The 14,407-nt window shown below is 67.2% G+C and carries 12 protein-coding genes; 9 read left to right on the top strand and 3 right to left on the bottom strand.

Going from position 1 to position 14,407, the window contains the following annotated elements:
* Window positions 1-12: 12 nt before the first annotated feature.
* The gene (locus OIU93_RS12575; protein ID WP_264270425.1) at window positions 13-597 is read right to left on the bottom strand and encodes a GNAT family N-acetyltransferase; all 585 of its coding nucleotides are present in this window, start codon (window positions 595-597) and stop codon (window positions 13-15) included.
* Here OIU93_RS12575 and OIU93_RS12580 point away from each other — a divergent pair.
* The 6 genes from OIU93_RS12580 (at window position 596) to proC (ending at window position 8,671) form a co-directional block, all read left to right on the top strand.
* A complete protein-coding gene (locus tag OIU93_RS12580) occupies window positions 596-2,266 on the top strand; it encodes a methyltransferase (RefSeq protein WP_264270426.1) in 1,671 nt (556 codons plus the stop codon). The genes OIU93_RS12575 and OIU93_RS12580 overlap by 2 nt on opposite strands.
* A gap of 11 nt (window positions 2,267-2,277) precedes the next feature.
* Window positions 2,278-2,922, top strand: a complete 645-nt coding sequence (locus OIU93_RS12585) for a helix-turn-helix transcriptional regulator (protein ID WP_264270427.1) — start codon at window positions 2,278-2,280, stop codon at window positions 2,920-2,922.
* Between the two features lie 135 nt (window positions 2,923-3,057).
* Complete coding sequence (topA, locus tag OIU93_RS12590; RefSeq protein ID WP_264270428.1) at window positions 3,058-5,826, top strand: type I DNA topoisomerase; 2,769 nt, start codon at window positions 3,058-3,060, stop codon at window positions 5,824-5,826.
* 40 nt (window positions 5,827-5,866) lie between these two features.
* On the top strand, window positions 5,867-6,892 hold the full coding sequence (locus tag OIU93_RS12595) for a Ppx/GppA phosphatase family protein (RefSeq protein ID WP_264270429.1): 1,026 nt from the start codon (window positions 5,867-5,869) through the stop codon (window positions 6,890-6,892).
* Window positions 6,893-6,915: 23 nt separating this feature from the next.
* Entirely contained in the window at window positions 6,916-7,755 is an 840-nt protein-coding gene (locus OIU93_RS12600) for a sugar phosphate isomerase/epimerase (RefSeq protein ID WP_264270430.1), read from the top strand.
* Between the two features lie 46 nt (window positions 7,756-7,801).
* A complete protein-coding gene (gene proC / locus OIU93_RS12605; protein ID WP_264270431.1) occupies window positions 7,802-8,671 on the top strand; it encodes a pyrroline-5-carboxylate reductase in 870 nt (289 codons plus the stop codon).
* A gap of 83 nt (window positions 8,672-8,754) precedes the next feature.
* On the opposite strand, the gene OIU93_RS12610 is transcribed toward proC, so the two are convergent.
* Window positions 8,755-9,393 (bottom strand): TrkA family potassium uptake protein, encoded by a 639-nt coding sequence (locus OIU93_RS12610; protein WP_264270476.1) that lies wholly within the window; start codon window positions 9,391-9,393, stop codon window positions 8,755-8,757.
* Window positions 9,394-9,418: 25 nt separating this feature from the next.
* Complete coding sequence (locus OIU93_RS12615) at window positions 9,419-10,858, bottom strand: TrkH family potassium uptake protein (RefSeq protein WP_264270432.1); 1,440 nt, start codon at window positions 10,856-10,858, stop codon at window positions 9,419-9,421.
* Window positions 10,859-11,123: 265 nt separating this feature from the next.
* On the opposite strand from OIU93_RS12615, the gene OIU93_RS12620 reads away from it, so the two are divergent.
* The 3 genes from OIU93_RS12620 (at window position 11,124) to gdhA (ending at window position 14,317) form a co-directional block, all read left to right on the top strand.
* Window positions 11,124-12,272 (top strand): acetoin utilization protein AcuC, encoded by a 1,149-nt coding sequence (locus tag OIU93_RS12620; RefSeq protein ID WP_264270477.1) that lies wholly within the window; start codon window positions 11,124-11,126, stop codon window positions 12,270-12,272.
* A 45-nt stretch (window positions 12,273-12,317) separates the two neighbouring features.
* Window positions 12,318-12,770, top strand: a complete 453-nt coding sequence (locus tag OIU93_RS12625; protein WP_264270433.1) for a helix-turn-helix transcriptional regulator — start codon at window positions 12,318-12,320, stop codon at window positions 12,768-12,770.
* Window positions 12,771-12,973: 203 nt separating this feature from the next.
* Window positions 12,974-14,317 carry an NADP-specific glutamate dehydrogenase gene (gene gdhA / locus OIU93_RS12630; RefSeq protein ID WP_264270434.1) on the top strand — a complete coding sequence of 448 codons (1,344 nt, stop codon included), beginning with the start codon at window positions 12,974-12,976 and terminating at the stop codon, window positions 14,315-14,317.
* The last annotated feature ends 90 nt before the right edge of the window (window positions 14,318-14,407 follow it).

A 14,407-nucleotide genomic window follows, 5' to 3' on the forward strand; every position in this document is an offset into this window, starting at 1 on the left:
CTGGCGCGCCGCTTAAGAGGCCAGTGATTCCCCCGGCCACAGCCCGGCCGCCCCGTCGCCGGGCTCGACCAGCTCGGTTTCCGTGTGGAAGATCCGCAGCCCGCGGGCCTTGTAATTGGCCAGGGCCGCCGGTCCATCCAGCGAACAGGTGTGCACCCAGACCCGGCTCACCGGCGGGAAGCCCCCGACCCGGGCGTCGAGGTCCCAGGCCCGCGATAGACCCTCCGTCAACAGGGCCCCGCCCAGGCCGCGCCCGATGCACTGCGGGAAAAGGCCGAAGTACATGATCTCGACCTCGGTGCCGGAATCCTCGATCCGTCCGCTCAATTCGACGTATCCGCCGGGTGCCCCGTCGATGTAAAGCACGTGGGTCTCGGATCCCGGGGCGCGAAGAAGCGACTCCCAGGCGCTGCGGGTGAGGGAGAGCCTGTCGGACCAATTCCAGCCGCTGCCCACGCCCTGGTACAGGAATTTGCTGAACTCCGGGGTGATCTCCGCGACCCGCTCGATCCGGGCATCGGCCGGGAGGGCACGGGACGAGGGGCGAAGCTCCCCGGCAGAGAGCTGCTGCAGGTGTGTGGTGGTGATCTCGATCATGGATTCCATCATAGGCAGGACGGAGCCCCGTTTTCCCCGGATCGCTAGACTGTGGGACGTGACTTCCACCGAAAACTTTTCCCAGGTTCCCGATGCGCCGCGCAGCGACGACGTCCGTCTTCTTGAACAACTCGCCGCGGATCTGCGGCGGGCGGAATACGCGCACGAAGCCATCACGGAGTTCCTGGGGGACAGCGCCCACGAGGCGCTCATGCGCGACCAGCTCATCCCCGCACTGCGCCGCATCGCGGCCCAGCCCGAGCCAACGGCGCTGGGAACCATCCTCGGGATGTTCATGCTGGGCACCGATGTCGGGGACGACGAGGTCGCCGCCGCCTTCCCCGCCACCGGGATCGCGGGGTTGCGCGCGCTGGGCCTGATCGAGGATGCCGACGGCAGCCGGAACCGCCGGGCCCGGATCGACCTGCGTCCGCACGCCTCGGATGCCGACGCGGAGATCTGGGTGGCCAGCGACCTGGGTGCCCACCAGCGGCCCGGCGTGCTGCGCCACGACCACGTGCTGGGCATCGGGCAGGCCTCCCTGACACTCGCCCAGACCACGGTCCGCCCGCAGGTCGACAGCGCCCTGGACTTGGGCACCGGCTGCGGCATCCAGGCCTTCCACCTGCTTTCCCACGCACGCCGCGTCGTCGCCACCGACATCTCGGTCCGCGCGCTGGGGTTCACGCGCTTCAACCTGCTGCTAAACCACCAGGCCCTGGACATCGACCCCGGGGACCTTTCGGCCCGTGTGGACCTGCGCCTGGGTTCCCTGCTCGAACCGGTGGCGGGGGAGCACTTTGACCTGGTGGTTTCCAACCCGCCCTTCGTCATCACCCCGCGCACCGCCGGCCAGGACGATTCCGAGCGCTTCACCTACCGCGACGGCGGGATGCCGGGGGATTCCCTGGTGGCCACCCTCGTGCGCACCCTGCCCGGGGTCCTGAAACCCGGGGGCTGTGCGCAGATGCTGGCCAACTGGGAAATCACCGCCGCGGAGAACCCCGAGGAGGAACCCGACTGGAGCGCCGGGCCGCGCTCCTGGCTTACCGGCGACACCGAGGCCTGGTTCATCCAGCGCGAGGTCGTCAGCCCCACCGGGTACGCCGAGACCTGGCTGCGCGATGCCTCGCAGGGGCGGGACCCGGAGGCCTTCGCCGCGCAGTACGGTGCCTACCTCGATGACTTCGCCTCCCGGAACGTCACCGCCATCGGCTTCGGCATGGTGTGGCTGCGGCGCCCGGCAGCGGAGCACCCGGGCATCGGCAGGCTCTTCGAATCGATCAGCTACCCCATCGAACAGCCCATCGGCCCGTACCTGTCTCGGGACATCGCCGTGGCCGACGAGCTGGATTCCCGGGATGCGGGCCAGCTGCACCTGGTGGTGGCCGAGGATGTCACCGAGGAACGGCACCAGCGCCCGGGCGCGGAGCACCCCGGGGTGATCTTGTTACGGCAAGGTGCCGGTTTGCGGCGAACCGAAATTCTGGACACCGCGCTCGCCGGTTTCGTCTCCGCCTGCGACGGCGATTTGAGCGTATCGTCCCTAGTCGGTGCCCTCGAATCGCTGGTGGGAGGCGACGATCCTGACTTTTCCAACCGGCTTCACGAGGGGGTTCTCAGGCTTATTAAGCGTGGCTTCCTTTTGGAGATGCGAAACAACCGCTAAAGTTTTTTCATATGAGCCAGAACACTTCCTCGGGACCCGGCGCCAAGAGCGCCGGGCTGTCGCCGATGCCCGTCACTTCGGTGTCGATCAGCGACCCGCAAGCCATTCGCGCGCTCGCCCACGAGGCGCGCCTGACGGTCCTCGAGGAACTCTTCGCCTCGCAGTCCACGCGCACGGCCACCGAGCTCGCCACGCGCTGTGAACTGACGCCCAGCGCCATGAGCTACCACCTGCGCGCCCTGGAAAAATACGGCTACGTGGTCCGCGCCGCCAGCGAGGGCGACGGGCGCGAGCGTCGCTGGAAGGCCGCCGGCGGACAGCTCGTCCTGGGCTCGCTCTCGGATTCGACCAGCGCGAAGAATGCCTACCTCAACGTCCAGCTCAATGCCTTCCGCGATCGGCTCTCGGCTGAAATCGCGCGCCGTGACAAAGAACGCAAGGCCGGCAAGGAACCGGAACCCGACAGGGCCCCGGTGCTGACCACGGGCGTGGTGTTCCTCTCCGAGTCCCAGCGCAAGGAGTTCATCGCCAAGGTCTACGGACTGCTCTACGAATACGAGGCCCTGGCCGAACCCGAGCAGCGCGGCGTCGACGGCGATCGACTGTACTACATGCTTTCCTTCCTGCCCGAAATCCGCGGCGAGCAAGGCCCCTGAGGCCCCGCAGCGGGTAGCGCAAAACGGCGTCTTGGACCCGCTGCTTGCCGCGGCGCGTAAAAATGCGGCTAACCTAGAGCAGGGAATGTGCTGTGCGCCCACTTTGGTGCACCACTGGTTGCTAATAGGAGTGTTGTGCCCGCCAAGGCCAAGGAAAAGACCGGAATGAAGCTCGTGATCGTGGAGTCCCCGGCAAAGAGCAAGTCCATCGCCAAGTACCTGGGCGAGGGTTTTGAAGTCGACGCCTCGGTGGGGCATATCCGCGATTTGGCGCAACCCGCCGATCTTCCGGCGGAAATGAAGAAGGGTCCCTACGGCAAGTTCGCCGTGGACGTCGAGAACGACTTCGACCCCTACTACGTCGTGTACCCGGACAAGAAGAAGCGGGTGGCCGAACTCAAGGCCAAGCTCAAGGGCGCCGATGCGCTCTATCTCGCAACCGATGCGGACCGCGAAGGCGAAGCCATCGCGTGGCACCTGCTCGAGGTGCTCAAGCCCAAGGTCCCGGTCTACCGCATGGCCTTCACCGAGATCACCCAAGAGGGCATCAACCGCGCGATGGAGAACATCCGCGAGCTGGACACCGACTTGGTCAACGCCCAGGAAACCCGCCGGGTGCTGGATCGCCTCTACGGTTACGAGATCTCCCCGGTGCTCTGGCGCAAGGTGGCCCGCGGCCTGTCCGCCGGCCGCGTGCAGTCGGTGGCCACGCGCCTGGTCGTCGAGCGCGAACGCGAACGCATGGCCTTCCGCACCGCCTCCTACTGGGACCTGACCGGAACCTTCGCCACCGCAGCGGGCGAAAGCTTCGGCGCCAAGCTCTCTTCGGTCGACGGGGCACGCGTTGCCACCGGCCGCGACTTCACCGACCGCGGCGAGTTGAAGACCCCGAAGTCCGGTGCAGTGGCGCACCTGGACGAGGCCAAGGCCGCAGCCCTGGCCGATGGCCTGAAGGACGCCGACTTCGCCGTCACCTCGGTCGACGAGAAGCCCTACACCCGCCGCCCGGCCGCGCCGTTCACCACCTCGACGCTGCAGCAGGAAGCTTCCCGCAAGCTGCGCTGGAGCTCGAAGTCCACCATGCAGGTCGCCCAGCGACTGTATGAAAACGGCTACATCACCTACATGCGTACCGACTCGGTGTTCCTCTCCAACGAGGCCGTGAACGCCGCCCGCAAGCAGGCCGCCGAACTCTACGGCGCCGACTCGGTGCCCGCGAAGATGCGCGCCTACAAGGGCAAGAGCGACAACGCGCAGGAGGCCCACGAGGCCATCCGCCCGGCCGGGGACTCCTTCCGCCGCCCGGCCACCGTCCGCGCCCAGCTTTCGGCCGACGAGTTCAAGCTCTACGAGCTGATCTGGAAGCGCACCGTGGCCTCGCAGATGGCCGACGCCAAGGGCTTCACCGCGACCATCAAGCTCGCCGGCGAGTCCGCCACCGGGCAGGTAGCCGAGTTCTCCGCTTCCGGCACCGTGATCACCTTCCGCGGCTTCATGGCCGCCTACGAGGAGGGCCGCGACGCAGCCCGCGAGGCAGAGGCAGCCGAGGCCGCCGAGGAGGCGCGCCTGCCGCAGCTGAAGGTTTCCGACCCGCTGGCAGGCGCCGGCATCGACGCGATTCCGCACACCACCTCCCCGCCGGCACGCTACACCGAGGCCTCGATCGTCGCCGAGCTGGAGGCCCGCGAAATCGGGCGCCCCTCGACCTTCGCACCGACCATCTCCACCATCATGGACCGCGGCTACGTCACCAAGCGCGGAGGCGCCCTGGTGCCCAGCTGGATCGCGTTCTCCGTGGTGCGCCTGCTGGAGGAGCACTTCGGCAAGTACGTGGACTACGACTTCACCGCACGCCTGGAGGACGACCTCGACGAGATCGCCCACGGGCAGAAGGGCCGCACCGCCTGGCTCAAGGACTTCTACTTCGGGTCCAAGGACAGCGGCGAGGCCGGCCTGGAATCGGTGGTCAACAACCTGGGCGACATCGACGCCCGCGCCATCAACTCCATCGACATCGCCCCGGGCATCGTGCTGCGCGTGGGCAAGTTCGGCCCGTACCTGGAAAAGCCGCTGCCTGCAGACGCCCCAGAGGGCACCGACCCGCAGCGCGCCAATGTCCCCGAGGACCTGGCACCGGACGAGCTCACCGCCGAGAAGGCCATCGAGCTCATGGAACACCAGGGCCCGAGCGAGAACGTGCTGGGCGTGGACCCGGAGACCGGACGCACCATCGTGGCCAGGGACGGGCGCTACGGCGCCTACGTCACCGAGGTCATCGTGGAGCCCACTGCCGAGGAACTGGCCGCCATGCCGGTGGAGTACTACAAGAACGGCAAGCCGAAGCCGCCGAAGAAGCCGGTCAAGGCCAAGCCGCGCACCGGTTCGCTGTTCAAGTCGATGACGGTGGAGTCCGTCACGCTGGAAGAGGCCCTGCGGCTGATTTCGCTGCCGCGCGTGCTCGGAGTTGACGCCGAGGGCGTGGAGATCACCGTGCAGAACGGCCGCTTCGGGCCCTACCTGAAGAAGGGCACCGACTCGCGCTCGATCGGCTCCGAGGAGGAGATCTTCACGATCACCCTCGAGCAGGCGCTGGAGATCTACTCGCAGCCCAAGGTCCGCGGCGCCCGCGCAGCGGTGCCGCCGCTGGCCGAATTCGGCCCGGACCCGGTCTCGGAGAAGAACATCGTGGTCAAGGAGGGACGCTTCGGTGCCTACATCACCGACGGGGTCACCAACATCACGATCCCGCGCGACACCACGCTCGAGGAACTGACCCGCGAGAAGGCCATCGAGTTGCTGGCCGACAAGCGGGCCCGCGGCCCGGTCAAGCGCAAGACAGCTGCCAAGGCCCCTGCCAAGAAGGCACCCGCGAAAAAGGCACCTGCCAAGAAGACCGGCAACTAGCCGCACGCGGCAAGAAGGCCACACACATGAGGATGACACCATGAGGCTGGGCGTACTGGATATCGGGTCGAACACTGTTCACCTGTTGCTGGTCGACGCATATCCGGGCGCCCGCCCGGTGCCCTTTGCATCGCACAAGCGGGCGCTCTCGCTCGTCGCATACCTGGACGAGCACGGGGCCATCAACGAAGCCGGGCAGGCGGAGTTGCTGGACTTCGTGCACGAGGCCGCGCAATTCGCCATCAACCACCATGCCGAGGACCTTTTGGCCTTCTGCACCTCGGCGATCCGCGAATCGGCCAACGGCGCCGAGGTCCTGGCCAGGGTCGTGGCGGAAACCGGCGTCCACCTCACGGAGCTGACCGGCGAGCAGGAAGCCGGGATGACCTACTACGCGGTGCGCCGCTGGTTCGGCTGGAGCTCGGATAGGATCCTGAACCTGGACATGGGCGGCGGCTCCTTCGAGCTCGCCCTGGGCGTGGACGAGTTCCCCACCACCGCGCACTCGGTGCCGCTGGGCGCCGGGCGGCTGACGCGCGAATGGCTGCCGGAGGACCCGCCCTCGATCAAGCAGGTCAAGGCGCTGCGCCACCACGTGCGCGAGGTGCTCGCCGAGCCGGTGGCCGAGCTGGCCGAGTTCGGGCGGCCCACCGTGGTCACCGGCACCTCCAAGACCTTCCGCTCGCTGGCAAGGATCACCGGCGCCGCACCCAGCGCCGAGGGTCCCTACGTCAAGCGGGTGCTGCGTGCCGAGTCGCTCAAGCTCTGGACCAACCGGCTCACCGCGATGAACTGGGAGGAGCGTGCCGAGCTTCCGGGGGTCTCGGCGATCCGCGCCCCGCAGCTGCTGGCCGGCGCCATCGTGGCACTGGAGGCCATGAGCGCGCTGAAGGTCAAGTCCCTGCGCATCTGCCCATGGGCGCTGCGCGAGGGCCTGATGCTGCGCCGTTTTGACCACGTACTTTTTGACTCGACCGCCCCGCTCAGTAGTAGCGTGGGTGTCGGAGAGGTAGCCTTGGGCCGTTCCTCGGTAATGTCGATGTCCCAGGGCAGCATCGTTCTGTAGCGAAAAGACAAGGGGCACGTTCCATGGTCGAGTCTTCACCGGGCGGCAACGCCCCGATCCCCGTCGCGCTGTCCAGCGCCTCGGTCTACCCGCTGAACGTCCATGACGCCTTTGCGGTGTCCCACGACCTGGGCTACGACGGGGTCGAGGTGCTGGTCACCGGCAACCAGATCTCCCAGGATGCGCGGCAGCTGAACCGGCTGGCCGAACGCTATGAACAGCCCATCATGGCCATTCACGCGCCCACGCTGCTGCTGACCCAGCAGGTCTGGGGAACCGCCTGGAACAAGATCGAATCCGCCGCCGCGATGGCGGTGGACGTGGGGTGCGACGTGGTGGTTGCACACCCGCCGTTCCGCTGGCAGGGCACCTATGCCACCGAGTTCGCCACCGGCATCCGCCGCATCATGGAGGAATACGGGGTGAAGATCGCGGTGGAGAACATGTACCCGTGGCGTGCGCGGGGACGCGAGGCAAAGATGTACCTGCCGCACTGGAACCCCGTCCCCGAACCCTACGAGTTCGTGACCTGGGACTTCTCGCATTCGGCGATCGCCGACATGGACTCGGCGGTGGCCTTCCGCGACCTGGGGACGCGGCTGAGCCATGTGCACCTGTGCGACGGGATGAACAACGGCAAGGACGAGCACCTGGTGCCGGGCCGCGGCACCCAGCCGGTGATCGAGGCCATCGAGTACCTGCGGGACTCTGCCTGGGACGGCGTGGTGGCGGTGGAGGTCTCCACGCGCAAGGCCCGCGGCGCGGGGGAGCGCGAGGCATGGCTGGGCGAGACCCTTGAGTTCGCCCGGCGGTACCTGGCCCCGGTGAACGAGGATGCGGAAGCCGGAAGCCACTCGATCTAGCCGCACCCGTGCACGTCCCGGCCCGCGAAGGGAGCGGCGTGGAAGAATGGTGCACATGACTTCAGTGCTTTCGACTTCGTCCCTTGCCGAGAACAGACTTGCCTTCCTGGGAACCGGTTCCATGAACGGGGCGGTGCTGCGCGGCATCATCGCCGCCGGCTACGACCCGGCGGCGATCGTCGCTACCCTGCGCAGCGACGCGAAGGCGCACGACCTGCGCGCCGAGACCGGTGTCACGGTGCTCATCGGCGAGCACGACCCCGAATCCAACCTCAAGGCGGCCAAGGACGCGGACATCGTCTTCCTGGGCGTCAAGCCCGTGGGCATCACGGCCCTGTGCGACGAGATCAAGGACGTGCTCAAGCCCTCCGCCGTGGTGGTCTCGGTGGCGGCGGCCATCACCATCGACATGATTGCGGCACACCTGAACCCGGGCCAGCCGGTGGTGCGCTCCATGCCCAACACCCCGCTGAAGGTCGGCGCCGGCGCTGTGGGTCTCAGCGCCGGTGAAACGGTCTCCCCGGCGGCGCTGGCAGCCGTCGTGGACCTGTTCGCCGGTTCCGGCGTGGTGCACGTCGTCCCCGAATCCCAGCAGGATGCCGTCTCGGCGGTCAGCGGCTCCGGACCCGCCTACGTGTTCTACCTGGTCGAGGCCATGGCCGCTGCCGGGGTTGAGCTGGGCCTGGATCCGGCGCTGGCCACCGATCTGGCCCGTGCCACCGTGGCCGGGGCGGGCAAGATGCTTGCCGACCCGCAGGTTGATCCCTCGGCGCTGCGCCAGGGCGTGACCAGCCCCAACGGCACCACCGAACAGGCCATTGCCACCTTCGATGCCGAAGGCCTTCCGCAGGTCATCGCCCGCGGGGCCGCGGCCGCAGCGGCCCGTGCCGCGCAGATCACCCGGGAACTGGCCTAGCAAACGCAAGGGGCGGGGTCCCTCGGGCCGCGGCGTCACGCTGCGGGTGTGGGACCCCCCTTGCGTGCGTACCCGGGCGGGCCCTAGGGCCTGGCGGCGAAGCGTTCGAGCAGATCCACATGCCCGGAGACGATCAGTACGTCGCGCCGGGTGACCTTGGTGTCGGGCTGGGCATAGGTAAAGTCCTCGCCGGGGGACTTCACGCCCACCACCGTGATCCCGTACTTGGAACGGACCTGGGACTCGGCCAGGGTGAAGCCCTGGGTCTCCTTGGGCGGGTACATCTTCACGATGGCGAACCCGTCGTCGAATTCGATGAAGTCAAGCATGCGCCCGCCGACCAGGTGCGCGGCGCGCACCCCGGCATCTGCCTCCGGGTAGATCACGTGGTTGGCGCCGATGCGCGTGAGGATCTTGCCGTGCGAGGGCGTGATCGCCTTGACCCACAGGTGCTCGATGCCCAGGTCCACCAGGTTCACGGTGATCAGCACCGAGGATTCGATGGAGGTTCCGACCCCGACCACCGCCGAGGTGAAGTCCTGGGCGCCGAGCTGGCGCAGCGCATCGATGTTGGTGGCGTCGGCCTCCACCACGTGGGTGAGGACCGAGGCCCACTTCTGCACCAGTTCCTGGTTGCGCTCGATGGCCAGCACCTCGCGGCCCTGCTTCACCAGTTGCTCGGCCACGGAGGCGCCGAAGCGGCCCAGGCCGATGACCAGCACCGCGGCGTTGTGGTCAATGTTCTTGTCAGCCAATGATCGGCCTCTCTTCGGGGAAGTGGTAGAGCTGGTTGCGTTGGCGCAAGGTCAATGCCGCGGCAAGGGTAATCGTACCGATTCGGCCGGCAAACATCAGTGCGGAGAGCACGTACTTGCCCGCCGGCGGCAATTCGCCCGACAGGTTGGTGCTCAACCCCACGGTGGCGAAGGCGGAGATCGACTCGAACAGCGCACGGGAGAGCGAGGTGCCGCTGATCACCAGCAGTGCGGCCGTGGCCAGCATCACCAGGGTGGCTCCCAGGACGATGACCGAGATGGCCACCCGCATGGTGCCCTCGGGGATGCGGCGGCCGAAGGCGCGCACATCGGTGTCGCCGCGGGCCTCGGCGAAGATCGCCAGGAACATCACCGCGATGGTGGTGACCTTGATGCCTCCGGCCGTGGAGGCCGAGCCGCCGCCGGCGAACATCAGCGCGTTGGAGAGCAGCATTGTCACCTGGTTCATCTCGCCCTGCTCCACCAGGTTGAAGCCGCCCGAGCGGGTCATCACCGAGGCGAAGACCGAGTGGATGACCTTGTCCGAGTTGTTCATGGTGCCGATGGTTTCGGGGTTGGACCACTCCGCCACCGCCCACAGCAGCGCGCCCGCCACCAGCAGGATGGCGGTGACCAGCAACGTGAGCTTGGCGTGCAGCGTCCACTTCTTGGTGTTGAAGCGCTGCGCCAGCAACACCATCAGCACCGGGAACCCCAGCGAGCCCAGGAACACCCCGAGCATCAGCGGCACCAGGATCCACAGGTCGGTCTCGTAGGGGACCAGCCCGTCGGAGTGCGGGGTGAACCCGGCGTTGTTGAAGGAGGAGATCGAGTAGAAGATGCCGTGCCAGATGGCCTCGTTGACCGGTTCGCCCAGGATCAGGAAGCGCGGGATGAGCATCAGCGCCAGGGCCACCTCGATCGCCACCGAGGTGGTGATCACGATGCGCAGCAGCGAACCCACCTCGCCCAGGGTGGAGGCGGCCGAGGTGTTCATGGAGCTTTGCGCCAGGAGCTTGCCGCGCACGCCCAGGCGCTTGGACACCGCCAGCGAGAGCAGCGATGCCAGCGTCAGGATGCCCAGTCCGCCGACGAACACCGCGACGATCATCACCAGTTGCCCGAAGAAGGACCAGTGGGTGGCGGTGGAGACAACCGTCAGGCCCGTGACGCACACCGCGGAGACGGCGGTGAACAGCGCGTCGTAAAAGGCCGTGGGTTCGCCGCTGGCCGATGACACCGGAAGCGCCAGCACGGACGTGAACAAGGAGATCACCAGGGCGAAGGTGACCAGCGCCAGACGCGCGGGGGAGCGGACGGTGAAGTCGGAGACGATCCGGCGCCACAGTCCCAGGCGTGTGCGCCATCGGGCCGGGGCGCCGCTATCGGTGCCCGGCCGTCGCACAGACTCTGCAGAGGGGGACGATCCCATGTGTTTTGCTCGGCTCCAAGACGTGGAAAAGTTCGGTGCGGAAGCCCTGCCCCGCAAGCTCCCACAATAAACCATGCCACCTCGGGATTCGCCGGTGGCCCGCCGACGCGCGGCCGTGCGGGCATGCGTTGCCGGTTTCCGCGGGCGTTGGCCCGGGCCGCCGGTGGTGTCTTGGCACACAGTGTAGGTGCCGATCGCGTAGCCTGAAGGGGTGTTTGCCGTAAATGAGCCCCTGCCCACGACCCAGGTGATCTGGAGCGAGCAGATGATGGAGTACCGCTTCAGCGAGACCCATCCGATGCATCCGATCCGGCTGGAGCTTACCGCCCGCCTCTGCAAGGACCTGGCCCTTTTTGAGCGTGCCAATCTCACCCTGGCAGCCCCGCCGGTGGCCACCGACGCGGAGCTGGCCGCAGTCCACGAGCCCCGGTACATCGCCGCCGTCCGGGAAGTCAGTGCCAACCCCGATATCCCCGATGAGGCGCGCGGCCTGGGCACCGAGGACAACCCCGCCTATGCAGGGATGCACGAGGCCAGCGCACGGCTGGCCGGAGGATCCCTGCTGGCCGCCGATGCCATTCTGGGCGAGCGCGCCCTGCACGTGGTCAACTTCGGCGGGGGCATGCACCATGCCTCCGCATCCAAGGCCAGCGGCTTCTGCATCTACAACGACGCGGCCCTGGCGATCCGGCGATTGCTGGACGGGGGAGTGAAGAAGGTCCTGTACATCGACGTGGACGCGCACCACGGCGACGGGACCGAGTCGATCTTCTGGGACGACCCGCGGGTGATGACCATCTCCATCCACGAAACGGGCATGTCGCTGTTCCCCGGCACCGGATTCGCCAACGAGATCGGCGGGCCCAACGCGTTGGGCACCGCGGTGAACATCGCGGTGCCCCCGCGCACGGGGGACGCCGCCTGGCTGCGGGCCTTCCACGCTGTGGTCCCGCAGTTGGCGGAGGCCTTCGAACCGGAGGTGATCGTCTCCCAGCACGGTTGCGACGGGCACCGGGACGACGACCTGTCCAACCTGCGGCTGACCGTCGATGCACTGCGCCAGAATGCGCTGGACATCGCCGAGCTGGCGCGCAGGCTCTGCGGCGGCCGGTGGATCGCCACCGGCGGGGGCGGCTACAACACCGCCTCGGTGGTGCCGCGCACGTGGAGCCATCTGGTGGCAGTGGCCTCGGGCAAGCCGGTCCCGCTGGCGACTCCCGTTCCCCGCAGCTGGCGCGACTACGTGCTCGAGCGCTACGGCATCCGCACCCCCGAGTCCATGGGCGACAACGCAGAATTGTGGTGGCGCAGCTGGGAGGTCGGCTACGACCCGGCGGACCCGGTGGACCGCACGGTCATGGCCACCCGCAAGGAAATATTCCCCCTATTCGGACTCGATCCCTGGTTCGACTAGCCGGGCAAAGATGCCAATGCGCGTATATGCGGATAGGGTTATGCGGTGGCTCATGATGATATCTTTTCCGCCCTGGCCGACCCCACCCGACGCAGGTTGCTCGACTCCCTGCGTGAGGAGCCGTGTTCGGTCGGTTCCCTGGTCGAGGCGCTGGGCGTTTCCCAGCCGACCGTTTCCAAGCACCTCAAGGTCCTGCGCGAGGCCGGCATGGTCTCCATGCGCGCCGACGGACAGCGCCGTTACTATGCCCTGGAATCCGCAACGTTCCTGAACCTGCAGACCTGGGTGCACGGCTTCGTTCCCCCGGCCCCGGCATTCGACCTGGTCGCGGAACCGTACGCCGATCCGCAGTTGGCATCGCACGAGGGGACCAGCCAGGCCACGGTGGCCGCCGCGCAACTGGGCCGCACCGTGGGTCGCGGACTGGAACAGGTGACCGGCCGCGCCCATGACTTCCTGGATCGCCTGCCCAAGCCGAAATTCGGCAGGAAACGGTAGCCGTACCCAGCCGTTCCACCCGCAGAAAGTGCGGCGCAAAAGCATACACGGCAGCACAAAAAGATTACGCGTCCGTGCCCGATTGATGACGCCCGGTTGGGTCGGCGGTGCCCGGCCGTGACATTCTCGACGTCTGGGGCAGTGTCGCCAGACATGGCGGCAGCGTGCCCTCGTGCCTGCCCCAAGTGATGAGGAGATAAGACTTGGACCAGCATCTAGCGACCATTCGCGACGAAGTGTTCCGTCGCAACCCCGGTGAAGCAGAATTCCACCAGGCGGTGACCGAGGTTTTCGAAAGCCTCGAAGCGGTCTCGCGCAAGCATCCTGAATATGCCGAAGCTGCGATCCTGCAGCGTATGTGTGAGCCCGAACGCCAAATCATCTTCCGCGTCCCGTGGATGGATGACGAAGGCCGGGTACAGATCAACCGCGGTTTCCGCGTTGAATTCAACTCCGCCCTGGGCCCGTTCAAGGGCGGGCTGCGCTTCCACCCCTCGGTGTACCTGGGCATCGTCAAGTTCCTGGGCTTCGAGCAGATCTTCAAGAACTCGCTCACCGGCATGCCCATCGGTGGCGGCAAGGGCGGTTCGGACTTTGATCCGCGCGGCAAGTCCGATGCCGAGGTCATGCGCTTCTGCCAGTCGTTCATGACGGAGCTCTACCGCCACATCGGCGAATACACCGATGTGCCGGCCGGCGACATCGGCGTGGGCGGCCGTGAAATCGGCTACCTCTTTGGCCAGTACAAGCGCATCACCAACCGCTACGAGTCCGGTGTGCTCACCGGCAAGGGCATCAGCTGGGGCGGATCCCTGGTGCGCCCCGAGGCCACCGGCTACGGCGCAGTGATTTTCACCGACGAAATGCTCAAGACCCGTGGCGCCAGCTTCGACGGCCAGCGCGTCTCGGTGTCCGGCTCGGGCAACGTGGCCATCAACGCCATCGAGAAGGCCCAGGCTCTCGGTGCCCGCGTGGTGACCGCCTCGGATTCCTCCGGCTACATCGTTGACGAGCGCGGCATCGACGTTGAACTGCTGCGCCAGATCAAGGAAGTCGAACGCGGACGCATCAACGAGTACGCCGAGCGTGCCAATTCCAAGAAGGTGCACTTCGTCGAAGGCGGCAACGTCTGGGACGTGGAGGCCACCGTGGCGCTGCCGTGCGCCACGCAGAACGAGCTGGATGCCAAGGACGCAAAGAAGTTGATTTCCTCCGGTGTCGTCGCAGTGGCCGAAGGCGCCAACATGCCGTGCACCGCCGCAGCGACCTCGCTGTTCCAGGATGCAGGGGTGCTCTTTGCCCCGGGCAAGGCCGCGAACGCCGGTGGCGTTGCCACCTCGGCGCTGGAAATGCAGCAGAACGCCAGCCGTGACTCGTGGACCTTCGCCCACACCGAGGAGCGCCTGACCGAGATCATGGTCGGCATCCACGACCGTTGCGCCTCCACCGCCGACGAATACGGTGTGCCGGGCAACTACGTGGCCGGTGCCAACATCGCCGGCTTCGTGAAGGTTGCCGACGCCATGCTGGCCCAGGGCCTCATCTAGGCAGACAGGCCTCCAGCCGAATTACGCCTCAAGAGGGCGGGCAGGGACAGACGGGAACAATTATGGACCCGCCTGGCCCGGCCCGCCCTT

Origin of the sequence: Paeniglutamicibacter sp. ZC-3 (assembly GCF_025847175.2) — a bacterium.
In the GTDB taxonomy this organism is placed as follows: Bacteria; Actinomycetota; Actinomycetes; order Actinomycetales; family Micrococcaceae; genus Paeniglutamicibacter; species Paeniglutamicibacter sulfureus.